Raw genomic sequence first — 22,428 nt, 5'->3', positions numbered from 1 at the left:
AATTCAATCAGTTGTTGAAACTCAAGACCTGGCCGGTTCCCGGGTTATAGGTAATACCCTTGGCGCCTGTGGTGTTGAGATCCGGCGCCGGTGTTGCCACGCCTGAACTTTGGTTCAGTGCCAATGATGCCACCTGATGGTAAACACAGAGATCCAGCCCGGTTATTAAAGTACCGTCAATAGCTGTAGCACTTACACCTGCACCATCCAGGGCTCTGACGGTATAACGTTGTTCTCTGGCGTCAGCGGTATAGAGCACATTCTTAGGCGCACTCTGCAGTACTGTGTTGAACACTTGCTGGCAACTGGCATCATCCATGGAAGTGGCCGAAGTATTGCCAGTGCCGGTTGGATAACCGAAACGGGTGTCCAAAGACACGGAAATACCATCGAGGAGCACTGACGTATTACGGCGACCATCAACCTCCCATTGGGAGCGTACAAAACTCACCGCCGTAGCCAGGCCGCCCGTCACGCCTTCGAGGCTGGCATCCTCGGCATCATCTGTCACATTCAAAAAACGCGGAATAGCAGTTGCGGCCAGCAGGCCCAGGATAACTATTACTATCACCAACTCGATTAACGAGAAGCCTTGCATCTGTCGTTTCATCTAGGTTTCCTCCACCTGTTCGCCATGGATATTAGCAGCTCCGTTAAGATAAAAAACCATTTAGTCAATAATCTGTATTTGACGTCAAAAAAATGACCCTTCCAGTGTCCAACTGATAGCTCAGACTGTCACCGGCGGGGCTCAAATAACGGCAGCTTTGATCCCGGTTGATAAACTGAGCTTGAATCACCGCCTTATCCGGTATACCTCCCAGAAGCTGCTGCCAAAGCACCTCGCAGCCTTTGTCATCCCGGCTTGGTGCCTGTGGCCAACCGGCCGGATTCATTGCCAATGGACTAGGCTGCACCTCGTGATCCAATGTGTGCCAATCCAATTGCATCTGTTCAGGGCGCCCCAAACGCAACCACTGGGATCTCACCATAGCTATCACATTCAGCATCCTATGGTGTTCAAGCTGCAGGCCTCTGGCTGATACCTTGTCCACAGCAGAAAAATAACGCATTCCCAACACCGCCAAAATAATCAGCAAAATCAACAACGCCGCCAGACTGGCAAAGGTTCGCAGCAGATCTTCCTCAGCCTGATGCTGGCTTGGCATCAGCCGCCTCCCTTGACCACATTGAGCATGTCCCACATAGGCAGATAAATACCCAGCGCCAGGATTAACACGACAACTGCCACTATGCCGATCAAAATAGGTTCCAGCCTGGCGGTGAGGTTCTTGAGGTCATAATCTACCTCACCCTCATAAAAATCGGCGGCATCATTGAGTAGCTGATCTATGCGGCCGGTTTCCTCCCCAACCGCCACCATCTGCAACACCAGAGGCGTAAACAACTGACTCTGATTGGAAACCCTCAGCATAGATTCCCCCGCTTCGACCCCGCGGCGCATGTTGACGATTCTGTCGTGCATATAACTGTTATCCACAGCGTCGGCCACCAAGCTGAGCGCCTGAGTCATGGGCACCCCGGCGCTCAACATCATGGCGAAACTACGGCAATAACGAGCCAGAGTCGAGCGCTCTATGATGGAACCCACCGCCGGAATATGCAGCTTCCAGCGATCCCACTGCTTTTCCCCCTGCTCGGTTTTGTGCCAATAACTCACCCCGAGTACAGTTACCACCAGCGCCACCAGCATCAAGGGCCAATAATTGACAAACAGGTTGGAAGTACCGATAAGCAACCGGGTCGCCCAGGGTAATTCTGCACCGAAGCGGGAAAACATTTCGGCGAACTTGGGGATCACCATAATATTGAGGATCACCAGTGCCAGCACCACCGCCAACAGAACAAACATGGGGTAACGCATGGCAGATTTGATCCGTCTGCGGGTTTCCTGCTCCCGCTCGATATAACCGGACAACTGCAAAAAGGCATCTTCCAGTTTGCCGGTGTTTTCTCCCACATGCACCATGGAGACGAACAAGGCGTCGAACACGTCCGGATGATGGTTCATCGCCGACGACAGCGGCCGCCCGGCGGTCAACTGCTCTGAGACATCCTGCAACGCCTCTTTCATCCGCTTGGAGTGGGTGGTCTCCGCCAGCCCGGCAATGGCTCGCAGAATAGGAATGCCGGAGCGGGTCAGGGAATACATCTGCCGAGTAAAGATCTGCAGCTCATCCAGACTGACTCTGCGTTTGAGTAGGCCCTTGAGGCTAAGATCCCGGCCCGCTTTGACCTCATTGAGTTCCAGCGGGATCACGGCTCTGGCCAGCAGTTGATCGGCCGCCGCACTCTCGGAGGCGGCATCCAGCTGCCCTTTTACCTGTTCACCGCCGGCATCCCGGCCCCGATAGGCATAAAGCGGCATAATCAGACCTCATCCCTAGCCATCATCTCGGCTGCCAACGGCACCTGAGCTTCAGAGACATCTTCCACCAACTTGGCGACCTCTTCTATGGTTGTCAGGCCAGAGTGCAAATATGCCAGTGCCGATTCAGCCAGCGGGGTAAACTGCTCGCTGGCGTAAGCAGCGCGGGCAAATTCATGGGGATTACCGCTGCGCATAGCCTCTATCATGGTTTCATCCAGTTCGAGGATCTCAAATACCCCAATACGACCGCGATAACCTGTGCCGGAGCAGCTTTGACACCCTGTGCCCACTCTGAGCCTGGCATCGGAAAAGTCGCGCTTGCTGATGCTCTGGAGCCAGACCCTGTCCTGCGGCGTGAGTTGATAATCTGTGGCGCAGTTCTTACACACCCGCCGCACCAGGCGCTGGGCGATAATGACTCTAAGGGCACTGGCCACCAAATAACTGGCCGCCCCCATATCGAGCAAACGCAGGGCGCTGGTAATGGCATCATTGGTGTGCAGGGTCGAGAGCACGAAGTGACCTGTCAGGGCACCACGCAAGCCGATTTCGACGGTTTCCTGATCCCGCATCTCCCCCACCATTATGATGTCGGGGTCCTGGCGCAGGGTGGTGCGCAGTACGTTGGAAAAATCCAGGCCTATCTTGTGATTGACCTGTACCTGGTTGATCCGCGGCAGTTGATATTCCACCGGATCTTCCACGGTAATAATCTTACTCTCAGCCTTGTTCAGTTCACTGAGAATGCCATAAAGTGTAGTGGTCTTGCCCGAACCTGTAGGGCCTGTGACCAACAACATGCCGTGGGGGCGTTTTATCTGCCGCCGTACCCGCTCGAGAATATGCGGCGGCATCCCGGTTTCATTCAGGGTCAAGAGGCCGGCCGATTGGTCCAACAGTCGCATCACCACAGACTCACCGTGATAGATGGGCATGGTAGACATACGCACATCTATCTGATGACCTTTGATTTCAATATGAAAACGGCCATCCTGGGGCAAACGTTTTTCCGAGATATCCAAACCGGCCATCAGCTTGAGCCTAAGCACCAGCGCCGCGGCAATATTGACCTCTTTGAGCACGTTTTCCTGCAACAGACCATCCACCCGCTGGCGGATCCTGAGCGACTTGTCGCCGGGTTCAATGTGAATATCCGAGGCGCGGATCTGCACCGCATCCTCGAAAATTGACTGCAACAACTTAACCACTGTGGTCTCGTTGTCGCTGTCGCCTTCGGTCAAACTGGCGAGATCGAACTGATCATCGGCAGCGTATTCTTCCTCCAGCTTACCGGCCATCTGGGCAATGTGACCGGTGCGGCGATAGAGGTTGTCAAAAGCATCAAACAGCTGTTGCTCCTTGACCACCGCCAGTTTCAGGCGTCTTGGCGCCAACAGCACATCCAGTTCATCCAACGCCTGCAGATCGGCCGGATCGCTCATAGCCACCAGCACGGAATCCTTGTCGGCCTCAATCACCAAGGCTCGAAAACGCCGGGCCTGCACTTCGGACAAGAGGTTGACTACCTCAGCAGGAATGGGGCGCTTGCTGATATCGATAAAGGGAATATTCAACTGATGAGAGAGAAACTGCAGCAGCTGTTCCTCGCTGATAAAGTCCATGTCTATCAGGGTGCGTCCCAGCTTGCGGCCGGTTTGTTTTTGTTGTGACAGCGCGTTTTGCAACTGCACCTCGCTGATAATCTGTTCCTGTACCAGGAGATCACCGAGGCGCATTTTTAACTTGGGTTTCACTGGCGGCCTCCTATCTGGGCGAGTCGGTTTTCTATGTAATCACGGGCATCCGCGGACAAGCCCTGGCGCTTGAGAGCTTCCTGATAACTGGCCTTGGCGGCGTCATAATCGCCACTTGCATCCTGGGCATAGGCCAGCCCCAACCACCAGCGTCCCTGAGAGGCATCCTGCTGAATTAGGCTAAGATAACTTTGCTGTACCAAGGGCCAATCTTTGAGGCTTTGACCTATTTCTGCCTGCAGCAGCCATTTCTCGCGCCCAAGCTCGCTGCCATCGGCTACCTGTTGCAAACTGGCAAGAGCCAGAGGCAACTCGCTGCGAGCCTTTTGCACCCGGGCCAGCAACAACCAAAACACAGGTTGCTGCGGATAACGCTCGGCGCCTTGACGCAGCAGTACTGCCGCCTTGTCCAATTCGCCGCGGCCATAAAACAGCGCCGCCAGCTCCTGACGGGCACTGTGGTTGGCATCATTCAAGCGTAAGGCTTCGGCATAGGCCGACATTGCCTTGTCAATCTGGCCCAGCTCCTTGGCCTGTTGTCCCTGTTGTAACTTTTTCTGCGACAGCTCTGCCGGGGTCAGAGAAACCTGAGTCACGCTCATTTTCGTCTGGCTTGGTTTAGCAGCCGCTGATCTGGATTGGGTTATCCGGCCACTCTCATTGGAGCTGGGCTTCTGCTCCAAGTCTGACTTTTCATTGCGACCCGGTGTTTTTATTTGTGCTGACTGAGATGGCTCTTGTCCAGCCTCCTGTCCGAGCGGCTCTGCCTTGGCTGCCCAGCGTTCGGTTGCTGTGCTGGTTTCAAGGCTGTCATCGGCTAGGTTTGAGTTTAAGCTGCCTGTTTCTGAGCCATACATTTCAGTTTTTTTTGTTTCAAAGTCGTTCGTTTCAGAGCTTTTTGTTTCAAAGGCTGAGCCTTGAGCATTCAAGCCTGCATTAGAACCTTTGGGTTGTTCACTTGGAGCCATACTCTTGCTGGGCAGTTGTAGCGCCGAGATCTGCGTCTCAGGCTCCAAATTTAATCTATCACTGCCATCGGCAGCGCTTGAAACTGCCCTCGGCTGTGGCCGATTTCGGCCCGTGGGCCCAGGCTCATAAGGCACAGTCTGCGATGGCTCGGCTCGGTTGCCACTAAAGTTTTGAGTTTGATTTTGGGTTTGGGATGAGCTTGAGTTGTCATCACCCAGATAACCGCCCAACCATAACCCCAGCGCCAACAGAGAGATGCCAAGCAGCGTGCCTCCCAGCAGCAACCACCAGGGATTGGCCGCCGCGTGACTGGTCTGCCCCGCCGGCACATGAGCTAAGTTGTGCGGCTGCTGGCGTTTATCCAGATCTTTGAGCATCTGATTGACCACGCTCATAGTCCGGCTCCCTTCATGGCATAAACCCCGACAGAGGCGCCGACTGAAGCAAGGAGCAGCACCAGAGTCGGCCAAAACCAACGCCAGTTGCCAGGATAAGAAGCATCTTCGGTATCCTTGATGGCGCCCTTGATATGCGTAGATGTCACTTGCTGTTTACCTTCGCCGAAACAGAGCAGCAGCGCCTTGTGCGCCAAAATATTCACCAATCTGGGGATCCCTCTGGCGGCAATGGCAATACGCTTACTGTCTGCGGCGCTGAATAACGCCGGTCCCTGATAGCCGGCCACTGCCAATCTGTGGCGCAGATAGGCGTAGACTTCATCCCGGGTCAGCGGCCGCAAGCGATAGCTGAAAGTGATCCTCTGGCGTAACTGGCGAAACTCTTGCTGCGCCAAGCGCGCATCAAGCTCGGGCTGGCCGAAGATCACCACTTGCAGCAGCTTGCGACTCTCGGTTTCCAGATTGGTCAACAGCCGCAATGCTTCCAGGCTCTCATCCGGCAGAGCTTGGGCTTCATCAAGCAGCAAAACGATATTAAGCCCCTGAACACTGAGCGCCAGCAGCTGCTGCTGAATAAGGCCACTGAGTTGCTGCTGATCTTTAATCTCATTCACGGCAATCCCCAGCTCTTCGGCAATCGCCAGCCTGAGTTCTGCCGGTGTCAAATAAGGATTGGGCAACCAGGCGCAGCGAAACTGTTGCGGCAGCTCGTTGAGCAGTTTACGGCACAGCAAAGTTTTGCCGGTTCCCACCTCGCCGGTGACCTTGATAAAACCTTCACCGGTTTGCAGCGCCACCTGCAATACTTGCAAGGCCTCCACATGGGGAGCCAACCCCAGGAAAAAACCTGTATTGGGGGTCAGGGCAAAAGGCATGCTCTGCATGCCAAAATGCTGCAGATACATAGTGGCCGTTATTCCTGTGGATACCAGCGGTCGAGCAAGCTCTGGGAACGTTGCAGCTCTTTTTGCCAGGTGCCATCAACCACCACGGTCGGCTTGAGCAAAATCACCAGCTCTGTCTTGCGCTTTAACTTACTGCGGTTGGTAAAGGCTTCACCGATAAAGGGAATATCGCCAAGCAGCGGCACCTTGGATACCACTTCGGTATTCTCGCTCTTCATCAGGCCGCCTATCACCACCACATCGCCGGACAGCGCCTTGATGACAGTATCGGACTCACGGATTTCACTCCGGGCCAAGGGCAGATCCAACGAAGAGTCACTGATCTTGATGCTCTTGTTCTGCTCTTTCACATCCGTGACTGAAGGATGCACATGCAGCAGCACACTACCGTCTTTGTCTATCTGAGGCGTCACGTCCAGAGCAATCCCCGAGAAAAAGGGCGTCAACTCCACCTCAGGCGATGTCACCGGCGTGGTGCTGGCCACTGTGGTGGAGGAAACATCTGTGACGAAGTATTCGTCACGGCCAACTTTGATCACCGCCTTCTGGTTGTTGGACGCTGTCACTCTGGGGCTTGAGAGCACATCGACATCGCCTTGGGTATCCAGCAGGGTAATCATAGCGGCGAAATCTGTGCCTTTGAGTGATAAAGAGGTCACCCCTCCTATGGCCTCGGTGATCTGATTGCCAAACGAGCCCTCGCTGGTGCCAAAATTAACCTTGGTGTTACCGTCAGCCAAAGCGCTGCCAAGCACATCCTGCCATTGGATCCCCTGCTGATAACCATCGGAGAGGGTCACTTCGAGGATCTTGGCTTCCAAAATAACCTGCCGCTGCAAATGGCTCTCAGCGGTGGCAAGGAAACTGCGAATTTGCCGCAGCTCATCCGGATTGGCTCTGACGGTTACCAAGCCGGCCTGAGGTGTCACCACCACTGAGCGGCCATCACCGCTGTTGCCCAGAATCGATTCCAGGGTCTTTTGCAGCTCGCCCCAGAAATCTGTCTTGGTGCGGGAACTGATAAAGGTGCCGTTGGTGTTATTGCTGTTCTGGTTGTTGCTATTATTATTGTTGTTATTGCCAAAACCACTGTTGTTATTGTTGTTCAGGCCGTTATTGTTCTGGTTGCTATTGTTGTTATTGTTGTCAGAGATCCTTCCCGAGCTGACCGAGGTCAGCGACAGGCCAATGCGTTCCATATAGAGGTAATTGACCGGGAAAGTCTCGGTTCTCAGCCCAGCGGGATAGACCCTCAAGACTCGTCCTTCCCGACTGATCTCATAACCGTAAATATCCTGCACTACCTGCAAGGCTTCACTCAGGGTCACGCCCTTGAGTGACAGAGAGATATTGCCGCTCACTTGCGGGTGCACAGCCACGCTGAAGGGAGTGCCTTCCACCAGACTCGGGAAAAACACCCTGGCATCGACATCATTGGCCGAAACATCGAAACGCCGCTCGGTCTGCATAGGTGCGGCCAGCCCAGCCAGAAGACCATCGGCATTCAACTCCTGCTGCACACCGGGAGGCAAGCTGGCCGGAGGCGGCACCACCGCCTTGGCATTTTGCTGTGCCAAAGAGTCGCGTAACGCCTCTTTGGAAGCGGCTGGGTTGGGCCTATCCGTGGTTTGGCAGGCCGCCAGGCCCAAAGCCAACAACGGCAGCATACAGGCGAGTCTGGTTTTCATTAATGTTTTTCCTTGCGCTCGGTAATCGCTTGAAACAGATAGAGACGGCGACCATCGGCCAGCAAAACGCTGTCCTGATAGATACGGCTTAACACCACTCCCTGAACTCTGTCCCCCTGGCGGTAAATTTGGTTATTGATCACGGCCCGCTTGCCCTGAGGTCCATTGAGCAAACTACTCAGCACCAGGCCCTGTCCGCCCAGCTCTTTGGCCGGAGCGATCAGCCCCTGCGCCGGCATGGTCGGGTCCCGCAAGCTGGCGGCAACGAGATCCTGGCTACAGAGCAGCGCCAGTAAGATTAAGCCTTTAGCGGGAAGATGCCACACTGATAAAGTCCTCATTAATGCTGAGCGTGTATAACTCAAGTTGCACACTGGCCTTGGGATACTCAGACACCCGGTAATCCAGGCGCTTCCAATAAAGCTTGTCCGGCATTTTCTCTACCGCCTGTACAAACTTGAGCACGGCGAAATAGTCACCTTCCAGCTCCAGCACTATGCCGTGGCTGTAAAGGTTCATCTGCTGTTCATCGGCTTTGCCTACCACCAGCAAAGGGGTTGGGGCGACAGACTTGAAGCCGGTCAGCTGTATTCCCTGCACCCGTTCCAGCAAGGCGGTAAGCAATGACGGCATATAACTGGCGGGCACCATGTCAACCATCTGGCTGTCCAGCTGTTGAACCAGCGCAGCGATATCACGATTCACTTGCGCCAAACTTGCCTTGAGCGGCGTATCAGGGTCTTCCGCCAGGCGTTGGCGATAAAGCGCCAGCTGTTGTTGGCTGAGCTTGATGCTACTCTGGCCGGCATGCAGCCGTTGCAAATTGCTCTGGCGCTCCAGCCAAAAAGACTCCAGCGGCAGATACAGCAGCAAGAACAGCACCAACAGGCTGACTCCCGCCACCATGCCTCTCTCTCTTTGACTCAAACCATCAAAGGCTTGGCCCAGACGCCGAAGGAAATTCATTTCTTCACCTCCCGGGCTTCACTGGTCAGAATGAAGGCCAATGGCTGGCCTGGCTCCCGAGCCATGGTCATGGAAGCAAACGAGCGCCCTCTCAGACTCTCTGTTTGTTTGAGCTTGTCTATCCAGCGCGGCAGACTCTGCGGATATTGGCCGAAACCTTCAAACGCCAATTTGCCTTCTTCAAGTTTGATGCGGCTCAGCCACACACTGCCATCGGACACTTGAGCCAACTCCTGCAATACAGGTGCAAACCCCTTGGAGGTCATGCGCTCCCGCTGCCCAAGTTCGGTCAGCAGCAAGCCCTTGAGCTCCCGCTCCTGAGTACGGCGCTCCAGCTCAACGACCAGCTCGGCACTAGGGCGACGCTTGGCCAATTCGGCTTCCAGTTGTTGTTTTTCGCTCTCCAAGGCCTGGCGCTGCAACTCGACCTCAAGCAACTGCCTGGACACTTGCGTTTGCTGCCACCATCCCAAGCCGATAAGCGAAAGCCCCAGTAACAAGAGCACGCCTGCAATAGCCAACAAACGGGCGAAACTGAGCCTTAACCTGGGAGGCAAGAGAGAAGGCGAATAGAGATTGACCCGGGTCTTGCTCATTTACTCCCCCGCTTAAATTCCTGATAGCTGAGTTCAGCCATTTTCATGCCGACATCCATGCCATCTACCGGACGCACTTGTTGATTAAAGTTACGGGATATCAACTGAGCCAAGGCATAGGTTTGCCCCTGAACCATAATGTCAATCGAGGCCACCGGCGCTTGCCTGAGCTGACTTTCAAAAAAGTCCATCGAGCGCTGGATCTCCAGGCTGAGGGTATCGGCAACGCCGAACCCCAAGGATTCTGCATCGGTCTGATGCAATTCAGAAAATCCGCGAATGCGCCGCTGCATATAGAGCTCACCCTCGCGAACCACAGTGAGTAATAACTCCTGTCCAGGCACTTGGCTTATCACCAGCCTGGCTAAAGGATCTTGGTTAAAGAGGTTAGTGGGCAGTAACTCTTCGATGCTAATCCCCACCAACTGCATACCTGCCTTATCTATTTCCTGGGCCAAGGCAGACAAGCGACTGTGGGAACAGACGACAACATTGAGTTTGTCACTGCTTTTAATCGGCGATTCGAAGTAATCCAAATGGATATCGGTTGGCGGCGTGCTGACCATATCCTTGACCGCCCATACCAATGCCTGAGCCATCTCATCGGCTTCAACCTTGGGCCGGTCGGCACTCAAAAGCTGATAACGACCAAAACCTAGAGCCAACTGTAATTTTGAAGGGCCAAAATCGGCATAAACCGCGGAAAACAGTGAATTCCAATCATCTTTGTGCAGTGGATAGCAATGACAAAGGGCTCTTTGATCGTCATTTTCCGGGCGAAAGACCCAGGCGTGATTGGCAGCAAGGAACACCCCGGTATTGCTGCCGGATTGAGGCGCGCCAAAGTTGAAAAGACGACTGATGAATGACTTGTTCGTCATAAGAAACCCTGAGTCCCTGTGAAAACGGCAGCGTTTATCGTACCCATAAGGTTATGAACTTGCTGCCAATTTAAAGTTAAGTCAATATTTTGGCATGTTCATTCTAAACACTAATCAATTCATTTTATAGGCAAATATTATTAAACTGAGAGCTGTCCTAAAGATAGGCTCAGCAAGGCCGGCAGACAAATCCAGCCTGTAGTAACCCGGAACTCTTTCTTGATCAGGCTGTTGCCGGCATAGGCTCGCTGAACCAGCTGCCCTGAGCGGCGCTGACTCCGAGTATTCTCAGTGTCTGCCACTCTTCAAACAACTCCACCCCTTCGGCGCAAACCTGCACTTCGGTACGGTAGAGTCCACCTATCAGGCTACGAACAAACAGCTGGTTTTCGGGTCGTAGATGGATCTGCCGCACTATGGATCTGTGCAGCTTAATCAGTTGGAAACCTGTGTCCTGAATATATTGGGTGCTGATCACCTGCTGACCCACATGATCGACACACAGGCGCGCGCCCATCTTGCGGATCATCTGCAGCCTGGAGGCTATTTTCTCCTGATTGGGCGCCGCGATATCTTCACTGACCTCGAAGATCAGCCTGCCGGTCAGGTCCCGGTATTCCAGCAAGGTGGTACGCAGCCAGCGAATAAAGGCTCGGCTCATCAGCGAATCCAGACTCAGGTTGATGCTGAAACAAACCTTCTTGTCCGGCTCACTTGGCAGCAACTCAAACAAGACTCTTTCCAGAGTCTGACGCTCAATTTGCGGCATCAGGCCACATTTAACCGCCATAGGCAAAAATAGGGTCGCCCGCACCAGATTACCTTCGGGATCCCTGGCTCTGGTAAACACTTCTCTGTGATGCAGCTTGCCGTCACAATCCATCACGGGCTGGGTATAAGCCAGAAATCGCTTATTGACCAAGGCCATTTCCAGAAAGCTGCGCCAGCGTACCGAGCCTTTGGCAAACTCCTGATCTACCGCGCCCTTATCATACATAAACCAGGTATTGATCCCCTGCAACTGCGCCGCTCTCAGGGCCATTTCCGCCTCTTCCAGCAGTTGCTGATGGCCGTCACCCACTTTGAAATAAGCGCCGCCGAGATGATAGAAGTTGTCGGCGTTGTCCAGCTTGGGCAATACCTGGCTTTGGCAGACTTTTAACAAGCGGATTGCCAGTTGATCAGCCTCAGCCAGGGAAATTTGGGTCACCACTATTGCAAACTGGTTATGGGAACGACGGGCAAAAAAGCTGTTGGGCTGTGACTGCAGTATCTGGCTGATGCCATTGACGTTTTGTCTGAGCAGTTCCAGCGTCAGACTGTCCCCCAGCTTTTGTTGCAGCAGATCCAGATCTTCCAGCTCCAACAGATAGAGCACCCCATGGGCTATCATGCCCTGCTCATTGCTCAGGGCATCGAGGCGATTCTTGAGAAACAGACGATTACCTATACGAGTGTCGGGATCCAGAAAGGTATTGCTGCGGATAAACTTGTCAAATCTGGCACGTTCTTTCTGGGCATCGGCCAGCTCTTCCAGCAAACGGCTGAGGGCACGGTTGATCAACCTGGGTTTACCCTTGCCCGGCATCGCCTGCGCTTTTTCGTGCTCACCCAGGAGAATCAAACGGCTGCGCTGTGCCAGCTCTTCAATGCCCTCCAGTTGCCGCGAATACCAGAGATAACCAAAGCGGACAAACGCCAGCACGGCCCCCACGCCAAGTAGAATTATCAAGACTTCATACCAACCTGGTCTGTGCTGAGAAAACGGCTGCGGCAGTTCCAGCTCCATACGAAACTCAGGGTTATTCTTCAACGAAGATTGATAGCGCACCAGATTTTCTGTAGCGATATTGCCTTTATATTCAAATAGTAATTTATCATGATGCCAGAGCTTAAAACTGGCAGCATTGTAGGCAATTAACATGGGAGGCAGCCAGGACTCCAGCTCCCAGTTACTGCCGGAGTGGTATTGATTGGCCAGCATGGTTTCCAGCTCCGTGACCTTCTGTTGCTGGAACTTATAAGTCAGCTGCAGAAAACTCATCATGGCGCAGAGCAGAAACACAAATGCCACTATCGTCAGCGACAAGAGCCAAAAACTGGTGAGCTTTTTTGTGAGAATACGGGTGAGTTTCATCGAGGGCGATCCTGCCAGTCTTATTCTTCTTCTTGGGGGTGAGCCGCCTCACTGCGGGAACTCAACTTGCTGATTATTCAGCAGCCATACGCAAAAGGCAACCAACAAGCAGCATAGACCAGAAAATGCCCCGTTTGCCTTGCAAAAACAACAAAGGGGCCAACAAGGCCCCTTTGGAATAAAGCTGCTATCAGACTTCCGGGTATTGCGGCAGTGTGTCTATCTGCGCCACCCCAGAGTCTATGGCTGCTTGTGCCACAGCCTTGGCGACTTTAGGCAGCAACCTTGGGTCCATCGGCTTGGGCAACACATACAGAGGGCCAAAGCTCAACTCGTTGACATTGGGATAAGCCGCCAACACAGATTCAGGCACTGGCTCCTTGGCCAGTTCGGCAATGGCGTAAACCGCGGCTATCTTCATCTCATCATTGATGCGGCTGGCACGCACATCCAGGGCGCCACGGAAGATGAATGGGAAACAAAGCACATTGTTGACCTGGTTGGGATAGTCGCTGCGACCGGTTCCCATGATCAGATCCTTACGTATCTCATGGGCCAGCTCAGGCTTGATCTCGGGATCCGGGTTGGAGCAGGCGAAGATCACCGGCTTCTCGGCCATCATGGCCACTTCCTCAGCGCCGAGAACATCTGGGCCAGACAGTCCCAGGAACACATCAGCCCCCTTGATCACATCCTGCAAGGTGCGCTTGTCTGTGTTGTTGGCAAACAGCGCCTTGTACTCGTTGAGATCTTCGCGGCGAGTATGAATCACGCCCTTTCTATCCAGCATGTAGACATTTTCACGCTGGGCACCACACTTGACCAACATGCTCATACAGGCGATAGCCGCTGCGCCTGCGCCCATACAGACAAACACTGCTTCTTCAAGCTTCTTGCCCTGGATCTCGAGGGCGTTGATCATCCCGGCAGCGGTGACAATTGCCGTACCGTGCTGATCATCATGAAACACAGGAACCTGACAGCGCTCGATCAGTTCACGCTCAATTTCAAAGCACTCTGGCGCCTTGATATCTTCCAGGTTGATACCGCCAAAGGAGTCGGCAATCGCTTCGACCGTATGAATAAACTCTTCAGCTGTGCGGTGTTTTACTTCGATATCTGTGGCGTCGATATTGGCAAAGTGCTTGAACAGCAAAGCCTTTCCTTCCATTACCGGCTTGGATGGCAAGGGGCCGAGGTTACCCAGCCCCAAAATGGCGGTGCCGTTGGAGATTACTGCAACCGTGTTGCCCTTGTTGGTGTATCTGTACGCATTGGCAGGATTGGAAGCGATTTCACGTACCGGTTCTGCCACCCCAGGACTGTAGGCCAAAGCCAAATCCATACTGGTCTCGGCGGGCTTGGTCAGCATCACTGCGGTTTTGCCTGGAACGGGGAACTCATGGTAATCGAGCGCTTTTTGACGGAAATCTGTCATTTTAAAATCCTGAAATGCGGAATGATATTAAGTAAAAACCGTACAAACACAGGTCTGGATCACTGCAAAATTCCTTTCACAGTGACTCAAATCACAAGGCGCTAAAGATACGCGAAAAGGCGCGATTTTAAAACAGTGGATGGCAAATTTTCCACTTAAGTCAGGTATTTTGCTTCTAAGGGGGATTTTCCAAACTTATCTGTGAAGGATGGCTGACGATAATCTGCCACTTTTTGTAGGAAAAATACAACTTACCCCGCACCACAACGGCTCTTTTGAGCGAGTTCAGCGCTAAAACCTTGCTAAAATTACCAGATCCGGCCTGAGGTATGCCAACATAGAAGTTATCGTCCAGAATAAGCCACAAATACTGTCCCTTTCTTTCAAAATCTGTCACCACACCTCTGACCAGCCGGTAGTGATTTAAATCCTGCTGACCGATAGCCGAAGTCGCCTTGGGCGCATAGTCTTCAAACTGCCACAAGCCTGCATTCTGAGTGCGTGCTTGCTGCTCCAACTCGGCAAAGCATTCCCAAAATGGATGTTCCTGGTAGACCCTGGCCATCGCAAAACCCTGTTGCAGTAGTTCCTGCTGCAACAATAATCCATTCGGTGTAAAGACATAGGCCAAGGTGCGACCATAGGGATCCAACTTGGTTGGGCCAAACATCAGCGCCAGCTCATCACCCACTTTGAGCTTAGAGGCGACAAAGGCCCTGGCCTCCATGCTGTAGGGTTGAGAGAGCCCCGGATACTGATGATCTATCTCAGGAGCATTAACACCTATCAAGCGTATCAGGCGGCCATCTTTGAGTGTGAGGGTATCGCCATCATTGATATAAGCGAGTGTGACCTTTTCGCTGGCTGTATAGGGAATACACAAGTTGTCGGCTATGTTGGCCTGCGCCGATCCCAAAGACAGCAAACTGCCCAGCAGCAACAGGCAATTCATCAAGTAACGACCGAGCCAAAAGCGAGTGCCCAAGCCTGAGTTAGTATGGTTCCATTGAGATATCATAGCGCCTCCCTTGGCAGTGTTTCTTCTTGGCCGCCCCGACTCACAGTGCAAAATCCTTTTTAACTTTTAATGCAGCCTGCTAGCCTCGGCTCAAGGTGATATCCGAAACATAACCATGAACGCAGTTTTGTAAGGCGTTACTTAGCATGCCTGCCGCTTCATCGGCAGTCATAAAGCTCGACGTATCCACCAACTTACCGCTGCTGGGCCAAAAACCGGTTGCCATTCCGCCGGGGTAGACGGCTATCAGCTTTATCTTGCTACCCTTGAGCTCCAAGCGCAGGGACTCCAGCATGCCTCTGACGGCCCATTTTACCGCGCAGTAACTGCTCTCTCCTGCCTTGGGTTGCAGCGCCGCGGTAGACATGACAATCACCAGTGTCATGCTCTCTTGCCGCCAACGAGCCAGCATGGCTCTGAGCAACAGCAGAGTGGACAGCAGATTATTGTCGATAAGAGCCTTGATATCAGTTGGAGACTGAGTTTCCAGGTTACCAAAGCAGCCGCTGCCGGCGCAGTGCAGCAGCATTTCAGGGGCCTCGCCTAAGCTATCGAGCAGAGCCTCAATCGCGCTTGGATTGGTTAAATCTGTTGTTTGGTAACTGACACCGGGCAACTCTGCCGCCAACTGTTGCAACCTCTGTTCACTGCGGCCGGTTAACAGCAAGGACTCACCTTCAGCATGATAGCGTCTCGCCAGCGCAGCCCCCAAGCCACTGCTGGCCCCTGTGATCAATTTCATTTGTTTTGTTCTCCAACTTCAGATGGGGATTGCGGCAGAGGCCGATAGGTTTGGCTTTGCCAGTCAAATTGATAGGTCTTGCCTTGCCATTGATACAAGGTGCGATTAGCTTCTTGTATCACCCTGGCATTGGCCGGTAGGCTGGCGCGACTCTCTGTATCTGCCAAGGTTTCGAAGTGAGTCGTTACTCGCTGCGGTGGCGCAACCACCACTGGCTCCGGCTTGGGTTGCCTGCGATATACATAGGGACGCTGCCAGCGATCTCTGTACCAAGGATCATCCCACTGCCAGCGATTCCATGGGTCATAACGCCAGGGCGATAGCCAGGGATTGTTAACGCCCCAATACAGGCCCCAGTGACTCCGTGAGCCATGGTTATGGTAGCGGTTATAATCTTCTCTATGAATATCACTCTGATAGTGGCGCTCAGTATGGGAGTTATCCCAGGCAGCAGCCACCTGTGGCAAACTCATCAGTATCAGACTCAGGAAAATAGCTCGTTTCATATAACCTCCAGGCTTCAAGGCCCGCAGCTTTCATGCTACTACGGCTTACTCCCGGATTCATCACAGAATCGCAGGCGAAATAAAGATGACTCAGCGTACATTCAGCCAAGGGTTACCTGGTCATCTCTGGCCGCGGCAGCAATCTCTGGCAGGATCCGACTTCGACAGGCCCCGGCATGCTTGCTGCCAGAGGCCTTGAACGCCGATTAATCTGCAAGCCAGAGTGCCACGAGGAGTTATTTGCACTTTCCTTAGCAGTTAACCGTTGCTCGGATTAATGCTATAGTGCGCGCCATTAATGCATTCGGCAGCGAGGCTATTTCCACATGAGTTTTAAGGATTTACGCAGTTTTATCGATCACCTTGAGAGTCAGGGTGAGCTCAAGCGTATCAGCTATCCGGTTGATCCTTATCTTGAAATGACCGAAATAGCCGATCGGGTACTGCGCGCCGGTGGCCCGGCTCTGTTGTTTGAAAACCCCAAGGGCAAACAGATGCCCGTGCTGGTGAACCTCTTCGGTACTCCGAAGCGGGTCGCCATGGCCCTGGGCAAGGATGATCCCATGGCGCTGCGGGACGTGGGCGAACTGCTGGCGTTTCTCAAGGAGCCCGAGCCCCCCAGGGGCTTCAAGGATGCCATAGCCAAGATCCCCATGTTCAAACAAGCGCTGAACATGCCACCCAAGACAGTGCGTAACGCCCCTTGCCAAGAGGTGGTGTTGCAAGGCGATCAGGTTGACCTGACCGCCCTGCCCATTCAGCACTGCTGGCCCGGCGATGTTGCACCGCTGGTGACCTGGGGTTTGACCATCACCAAAGGGCCGAGACAGAAACGCCAGAATCTGGGGATCTACCGCCAGCAACTGCTGGGCAAGAACAAGCTGATCATGCGCTGGTTGTCACACAGAGGCGGCGCGTTGGATTTTGCCGACTTTAAACAGCAACATCCAGGTGAAAAATATCCTGTGGTAGTGGCTCTGGGCAGCGATCCTGTCACCATTCTCGGCGCCGTCACGCCAGTGCCCGATGCCATGAGCGAATATGCTTTTGCCGGGCTGCTGCGCGGTGAGCGTACCGAAGTGGTCAAGGCCTTGAGTTGCGATCTGGAAGTACCGGCCACCAGCGAAATCATTCTCGAAGGTTATATCGATCCCGAGGAGATGGCGGTGGAAGGCCCCTACGGTGACCACACAGGTTACTACAATGAAACCGACAGCTTCCCTGTGTTTACCGTAACTCATATCAGCCACAGAAAAGACGCCATCTACCACAGCACCTACACGGGAAGGCCACCGGATGAACCGGCCATGCTCGGGGTAGCACTCAATGAGGTCTTCGTTCCTATCCTGCGCAAGCAGTACCCGGAAATCGTTGACTTCTACCTGCCTCCGGAGGGGTGTTCCTACCGGATGGCGGTGATCTCCATCCGCAAACAATATCCCGGCCATGCCAAGCGGGTGATGATGGGAGCCTGGTCTTTCCTGCGTCAGTTTATGTATACCAAGTTTATTGTCATAGTCGATGAAGACGTGAATTGCCGCGATTGGCAGGACGTTATCTGGGCCATAACCACTCGGATGGATCCCAGCCGCGACACAGTGATGATAGACAACACCCCCATTGACTATCTGGATTTCGCGTCCCCCGTGGCGGGACTGGGATCCAAGATGGGCCTGGATGCCACCAATAAGTGGGAAGGTGAGACCAACCGCGAATGGGGTACCCCAATAGTGATGGACCAAGAGGTTAAACAGCGGGTGGACGAGATTTGGGAACAGTTGGGCATAGAAGACCAAGCGACCCTATAATTCGCAATAACTGCGTTAGCCATTATGAAAATAAGCCTTCAACAGAGAGGTAAAAAGGAAGTTCAATGAATAGCATCCGCTGTAAGATAGAGAAAGTTGCCCCATTTAATGACGCTGTGTACCAGGTATTGCTGCGCCCCGAAAAACCGCTGGAATTCAAGGCTGGTCAGTACCTGTGCGTGGTAATGGGTGAGAAAGACAAGCGTCCCTTCTCCATAGCTTCGGCCCCCGGCAGCGAACTCATAGAACTTCACATAGGCGCAGCCGTCAGCGAGAGCTATCCCATGCAGGTGGTCGAGCGACTGAGAAACAACAGTCATATCGATATCGAAGCCCCGGGCGGTGAAGCTTTCCTCAGACACCAGAGTGTCAGACCCAGACTACTGGTTGCAGGTGGTACTGGCTTCTCCTATATCAAGAGCCTGGTAGAGCAGCAAATCGCCCTGGGGCAAAAAGTTGAAACCCTGCTCTATTGGGGCTGCCGCAACCCTGAAGCCATGTACTACGAAGCCATCGCCAGAGAGTGGCATCAAGCGCACCCCTGGCTGCATTTCGTGCCTGTAGTCGAACAGGCCGAGGCCGACTGGGCTGGGAAAAAAGCTAATCTACTGGCGCAGATACGCTCAGACTTTGTCAGCCTGGTAGGCTATGACATCTATATCGCCGGTCGTTTCGACATGGTCGGCGCTGCGCGGGAACAATTCCGCGAGATGGGACTGGATGAAGCCCACCTCTACGGCGATGCCTTCGCCTTTATCAAATAACCGCCTTCATCTTTATCCAATAGTGGTCGCTGCATGCGGCCGCTATTTTTGCCACCATTAATGTGTGTCAGCTCTCATCCACCGGGGTGCACAGTCCAAGCGCTCTGACATAGAATAAACAGATACACAGCAACCCCGGACACAATGGAGTTCCCATGAGTCATCCTCAAGTCACATCACTGAAACTGAAACGTAAATCCAAACTGCTCGAGATAGGCTTCGATGATGGCAGTCAGTATCAGCTGAGCTGCGAATTTCTGCGGGTTCACTCTCCGTCGGCCGAAGTTCACGGCCATGGCAACCCCAAGCTGGTGACTCACAAGAAAGAGGTCAATATCAGCGCCATAGAGCCGGTTGGCAATTATGCAGTGAAGCTGATTTTTGACGACGGCCATGATACCGGCCTCTATTCCTGGCAGATACTGCACCAGCTCTGCACCCAACAAACTGAACTCTGGGAACAGTATCTGGCTAGGCTGCGCGCCGAAAAGGGCAGCCGCGAAGCCCTGATCAGCATGAATATCAAATATAACTGAGGAAGGTACAAACAGGTTCCACGAGCGCCTATTCTAACCTTTGCTAGCGGATCAGCGAGCCCAAAGGCAGCCCGCTGAGTGCCCTGGCATCCTGCTTGGAAAACCAGGTATCGGGCAACGTCACCTGCTGCCACAACTCCCGGCACAGTGATTGGCTATCCTGCCAGTTGCCGGCCAACAGCCAAGGCACCAGCAGATCGCCCACATCCGGGTAGTTAATCGGCTCAGGGCTACCCCGTTTGAGCCAACGTTTCACCGTTTGCGGCTCCAGCGTCATCATACTGTCGGCCGCTGCCAGCAACTCGAGGGCGGCCACATTCGACAGCTGTTCAAACTGCCCAAGCAAGGGTTTAACCAAGAGCTTTTTACCCAGGGTCAGGGCTTCACTGGCCAGTTCAAATCCGGCATTGGCTATCACCCCACCGCAGCTGGCGAGATCGGCCTTGAAGCCTTCACGATCAAATCCATGCCACAGAATATGCTCAGGTAAAGCAACTGGCGCAGCCTGGCTGTGATACACCATAAAACGGTAGTCATGGAAAGGGAGCAACAATTCGGTGATAGCTTGTGAGCTCTCAAACGGCAGATATACCAAAATATCGTGCGAATGTTCCACGGCGCAGCGACTGACATCGACAAAGGGCGGCAATATCGGATAACCAAAGTGATGCCAGTGACACCCCAATGCCTGATCCACCGGGGCAAAGTTCTCCAGCAACCAGTTATTGAACCAGGAGTTTGCTACTTTGGGCACCGGATATCTGAGGGAAGCCTGATGGCTGATGCTTATACTGGGCACTCCCTGACGCCTGGCGGCCCAAGCCGAAACCGGCTCAAAGTCATTGAGCAACAGATCATAGCCACTGAGATCCAATTCGCGAATGTCCCGCCAAAGTTCAATGGCGGAATTGTGCATCACTGTCTTGGGGATACTGACCCGTCCCTTTTGAGTCACAAAAGTCAGCCCGGCACAGACTCGGTAATCGCCGAAGGCCTGCATATCAAAAAACTGCTGCGGCTGGCGACCGCTGAATAAATAGTCAACTTGAATATCGTGCTTTGCCAAGGCCTTGGCTACAACTCTAGCGCGACTCAAATGGCCATTCCCTGTGCCCTGAACACCGTAAAGTATTCGCATTGATTATCCTTATATCCAAACTGCAGCTATGAGAGTGGCGCTGCTGCCCAAAAGAGCCCCCGCCAGGATGTCGAGAGGGTAGTGAACACCGAGAAACACTCTGGAAACTCCAACCAGGCCCGCCCAGATGAATACCGGCAGTGCCATTTGAGGATAAATTTGCCATACCGCACTGGCGAACACGAAAGCCCCCGCCGTATGGCCGGACGGCAGACTGAATTTATCAGAGGGCTCAAAGCTGGCCCTGAAGCCCACCAGAACCTGATGGCATGGACGTTTACGACGAATGGCATTTTTCAGCAGCAGATACAAAGGCAGTTCCACAGCGTACGCCAACAGCAACAAGGCGAAGAAACGTGACCCATCCTGCTCCAGCAACATGAGCAGCGCCAGACACAGGTAAAGCGGGCCATTACCTGATGCAGAAAACTTGAGAGCACAGGTTTCCAGATCATGTTTGCGGCCAAATTGTGTCAGCGCACGAAATGTTCGAAGATCGAGTTCAGCAAGGTAGGCAAACATGGCTGAGGCTCCTTCTGTGGACAGTAGGGAGCCAGGTCAAGGACTCCAATCTGTGTAGCAGTAAAGAGCCTAGTCAAGGGGTGTGACGGGCAGGTGACACCTGCCCTAAGCTTTTATGACATCAGGCAGTGATTGCCGCCCGGCCACGATAAATTTTGATCAAATGATAGACGTTAATACAAGCCACAAAAGCGTTCATACCTGCTACCGGCCAGGCAGAAATCGCCGCACCGTAAATCACGAATAGGGTGCAACCGCTAAAGTTGATCCAACGCAGCCAGATAATGTCCTTCATCATCAGAGAAATGGCCACCATAATGGAGGCAAAATAGCCAATGATTTCAATTGTGTTAAGAGCTTCCATAAGGCACCTCGTTCAGGCTCTCTGCCGTCCATAAGCCTGACGGGGGATCCGTGCCCCTAAAGCAGGTTAAAGTTAAGTAAGTTTGGATGGTGCTTATATTAACAAAAGCCACAGCATAGTTGTAATAAAAATACGTTATTTAATGACTCACATCAAAAAATGGCGCAGATTTATACACTAGCTGCGAAATATTACCACACAAATGTTAATAAAAGGAAAATCCAGCAATACCGTGATTGATAACACTTTTCTTTTCAAGAATCCCTTATATACTGGCACTTAGTGCGTTATCCCGCGGTCTTGTCAGACCTTGCGGTTCAACAGGAGTGTAAATATGGAATACAACACCTCAGAACTTTGTGACATGTACCTGGATGTTGTCGATGTCGTCGAGCCTATGTTCAGCAACTACGGCGGTTGTAGTTCATTTGGCGGCTCCATTAGCACCATCAAGTGTTTCGAAGACAACGGCCTCATTCTCGATGTATTGCAGGACGATGGCGAAGGAAAGGTTCTGCTGGTAGACGGCGGGGGTTCTCTGCGCCGGGCTCTGATCGATGCCTCGATTGCCGAGGTTGCGGTCAATAACAACTGGGAAGGCATTATCGTTTACGGTAGCGTGCGCGATGTCGATGCCCTCGAAGAACTGGATATAGGTATCCAGGCTCTGGCCTCCATTCCTGTTGGTGCCGACGGCAACGCCATTGGTGAAGTAGACATTCCGGTGAACTTCGGTGGTGTTACCTTCCTGCCGGGCGATCATATCTATGCCGATAACACAGGGGTAATTCTGTCTCCTGAACCCTTGGATATCGACTGATATTCACTGTTGAACCAAAGCCGGCTTCTGCCGGCTTTTTTGTTGCCTTTTGCTCAACGTAGGCCAAAATAGAGGCTGTTATTGCC

At 53.1% G+C, this 22,428-nt stretch carries 23 protein-coding genes; 4 read left to right on the top strand and 19 right to left on the bottom strand.

Annotated features, from left to right (window positions below; genetic code table 11):
* Positions 1-7: 7 nt before the first annotated feature.
* The 16 genes from SIL79_RS09390 to SIL79_RS09315 form a co-directional block, all read right to left on the bottom strand.
* Positions 8-610, bottom strand: coding sequence for a pilus assembly FimT family protein (locus SIL79_RS09390; protein ID WP_162206880.1), 603 nt, complete (start codon positions 608-610; stop codon positions 8-10).
* Positions 611-674: 64 nt separating this feature from the next.
* Positions 675-1,169 carry an MSHA biogenesis protein MshF gene (locus SIL79_RS09385; protein WP_162206879.1) on the bottom strand — a complete coding sequence of 165 codons (495 nt, stop codon included), beginning with the start codon at positions 1,167-1,169 and terminating at the stop codon, positions 675-677.
* On the bottom strand, positions 1,169-2,389 hold the full coding sequence (locus tag SIL79_RS09380; RefSeq protein WP_039034081.1) for a type II secretion system F family protein: 1,221 nt from the start codon (positions 2,387-2,389) through the stop codon (positions 1,169-1,171). Before SIL79_RS09380 ends, SIL79_RS09385 begins: the two co-directional genes overlap by 1 nt.
* A 2-nt stretch (positions 2,390-2,391) precedes the next feature.
* Positions 2,392-4,146, bottom strand: coding sequence for a GspE/PulE family protein (locus SIL79_RS09375; protein ID WP_144361983.1), 1,755 nt, complete (start codon positions 4,144-4,146; stop codon positions 2,392-2,394).
* Positions 4,143-5,510: a tetratricopeptide repeat protein gene (locus tag SIL79_RS09370; protein WP_162206878.1), complete on the bottom strand. Its 1,368-nt coding sequence runs from the start codon at positions 5,508-5,510 to the stop codon at positions 4,143-4,145. The genes SIL79_RS09375 and SIL79_RS09370 overlap by 4 nt, the downstream gene beginning before the upstream one ends.
* Positions 5,507-6,418 (bottom strand): ExeA family protein, encoded by a 912-nt coding sequence (locus tag SIL79_RS09365; protein WP_162206877.1) that lies wholly within the window; start codon positions 6,416-6,418, stop codon positions 5,507-5,509. The genes SIL79_RS09370 and SIL79_RS09365 overlap by 4 nt, the downstream gene beginning before the upstream one ends.
* An 8-nt stretch (positions 6,419-6,426) precedes the next feature.
* Entirely contained in the window at positions 6,427-8,106 is a 1,680-nt protein-coding gene (gene mshL / locus SIL79_RS09360; protein ID WP_039034077.1) for a pilus (MSHA type) biogenesis protein MshL, read from the bottom strand.
* Complete coding sequence (locus tag SIL79_RS09355) at positions 8,106-8,432, bottom strand: hypothetical protein (protein WP_039034076.1); 327 nt, start codon at positions 8,430-8,432, stop codon at positions 8,106-8,108. Before SIL79_RS09355 ends, mshL begins: the two co-directional genes overlap by 1 nt.
* The gene (locus tag SIL79_RS09350; RefSeq protein WP_162206876.1) at positions 8,413-9,072 is read right to left on the bottom strand and encodes an MSHA biogenesis protein MshJ; all 660 of its coding nucleotides are present in this window, start codon (positions 9,070-9,072) and stop codon (positions 8,413-8,415) included. The genes SIL79_RS09355 and SIL79_RS09350 overlap by 20 nt, the downstream gene beginning before the upstream one ends.
* Positions 9,069-9,668, bottom strand: coding sequence for a PilN domain-containing protein (locus tag SIL79_RS09345; RefSeq protein WP_162206875.1), 600 nt, complete (start codon positions 9,666-9,668; stop codon positions 9,069-9,071). The genes SIL79_RS09350 and SIL79_RS09345 overlap by 4 nt, the downstream gene beginning before the upstream one ends.
* Positions 9,665-10,549 (bottom strand): hypothetical protein, encoded by an 885-nt coding sequence (locus SIL79_RS09340; protein ID WP_071475664.1) that lies wholly within the window; start codon positions 10,547-10,549, stop codon positions 9,665-9,667. The genes SIL79_RS09345 and SIL79_RS09340 overlap by 4 nt, the downstream gene beginning before the upstream one ends.
* A 223-nt stretch (positions 10,550-10,772) precedes the next feature.
* Complete coding sequence (csrD, locus tag SIL79_RS09335) at positions 10,773-12,686, bottom strand: RNase E specificity factor CsrD (protein WP_071475665.1); 1,914 nt, start codon at positions 12,684-12,686, stop codon at positions 10,773-10,775.
* A 190-nt stretch (positions 12,687-12,876) separates the two neighbouring features.
* A complete protein-coding gene (locus tag SIL79_RS09330) occupies positions 12,877-14,124 on the bottom strand; it encodes a malic enzyme-like NAD(P)-binding protein (protein WP_039034071.1) in 1,248 nt (415 codons plus the stop codon).
* A gap of 175 nt (positions 14,125-14,299) precedes the next feature.
* Entirely contained in the window at positions 14,300-15,142 is an 843-nt protein-coding gene (locus tag SIL79_RS09325; RefSeq protein WP_233962905.1) for a thermonuclease family protein, read from the bottom strand.
* Between the two features lie 79 nt (positions 15,143-15,221).
* Positions 15,222-15,884, bottom strand: coding sequence for an SDR family NAD(P)-dependent oxidoreductase (locus SIL79_RS09320; RefSeq protein WP_039034070.1), 663 nt, complete (start codon positions 15,882-15,884; stop codon positions 15,222-15,224).
* A complete protein-coding gene (locus tag SIL79_RS09315) occupies positions 15,881-16,390 on the bottom strand; it encodes a hypothetical protein (protein ID WP_052248054.1) in 510 nt (169 codons plus the stop codon). Before SIL79_RS09315 ends, SIL79_RS09320 begins: the two co-directional genes overlap by 4 nt.
* A 326-nt stretch (positions 16,391-16,716) precedes the next feature.
* Here SIL79_RS09315 and ubiD point away from each other — a divergent pair, with 326 nt between their 5' ends.
* The 3 genes from ubiD to SIL79_RS09300 all read left to right on the top strand — a co-directional run bounded on the left by ubiD (position 16,717) and on the right by SIL79_RS09300 (position 19,498).
* On the top strand, positions 16,717-18,198 hold the full coding sequence (gene ubiD, locus SIL79_RS09310; protein WP_054744491.1) for a 4-hydroxy-3-polyprenylbenzoate decarboxylase: 1,482 nt from the start codon (positions 16,717-16,719) through the stop codon (positions 18,196-18,198).
* Between the two features lie 65 nt (positions 18,199-18,263).
* Positions 18,264-18,962: an NAD(P)H-flavin reductase gene (gene fre, locus SIL79_RS09305; RefSeq protein ID WP_319619195.1), complete on the top strand. Its 699-nt coding sequence runs from the start codon at positions 18,264-18,266 to the stop codon at positions 18,960-18,962.
* A gap of 155 nt (positions 18,963-19,117) precedes the next feature.
* A complete protein-coding gene (locus SIL79_RS09300; protein ID WP_071475668.1) occupies positions 19,118-19,498 on the top strand; it encodes a gamma-butyrobetaine hydroxylase-like domain-containing protein in 381 nt (126 codons plus the stop codon).
* 43 nt (positions 19,499-19,541) lie between these two features.
* Here the strand turns inward: SIL79_RS09300 and SIL79_RS09295 are convergent, their stop codons facing one another.
* From SIL79_RS09295 to SIL79_RS09285, 3 genes are all read right to left on the bottom strand, one after another.
* Entirely contained in the window at positions 19,542-20,636 is a 1,095-nt protein-coding gene (locus SIL79_RS09295) for an MJ1255/VC2487 family glycosyltransferase (protein ID WP_071475669.1), read from the bottom strand.
* A gap of 9 nt (positions 20,637-20,645) precedes the next feature.
* Positions 20,646-21,158 (bottom strand): phosphatase PAP2 family protein, encoded by a 513-nt coding sequence (locus tag SIL79_RS09290; protein ID WP_039034066.1) that lies wholly within the window; start codon positions 21,156-21,158, stop codon positions 20,646-20,648.
* Positions 21,159-21,279: 121 nt separating this feature from the next.
* Positions 21,280-21,522, bottom strand: coding sequence for a YgjV family protein (locus SIL79_RS09285; protein WP_039034065.1), 243 nt, complete (start codon positions 21,520-21,522; stop codon positions 21,280-21,282).
* A 334-nt stretch (positions 21,523-21,856) separates the two neighbouring features.
* On the opposite strand from SIL79_RS09285, the gene rraA reads away from it, so the two are divergent.
* On the top strand, positions 21,857-22,342 hold the full coding sequence (gene rraA, locus SIL79_RS09280; protein WP_025011574.1) for a ribonuclease E activity regulator RraA: 486 nt from the start codon (positions 21,857-21,859) through the stop codon (positions 22,340-22,342).
* The last annotated feature ends 86 nt before the right edge of the window (positions 22,343-22,428 follow it).

It is taken from the genome of Shewanella indica (genome assembly GCF_033842865.1).
In the GTDB taxonomy this organism is placed as follows: Bacteria; Pseudomonadota; Gammaproteobacteria; order Enterobacterales; family Shewanellaceae; genus Shewanella; species Shewanella indica.
The sequence above is the reverse complement of the archived record's forward strand: the minus strand, read 5'-3'. Positions and strand labels throughout refer to the sequence as shown.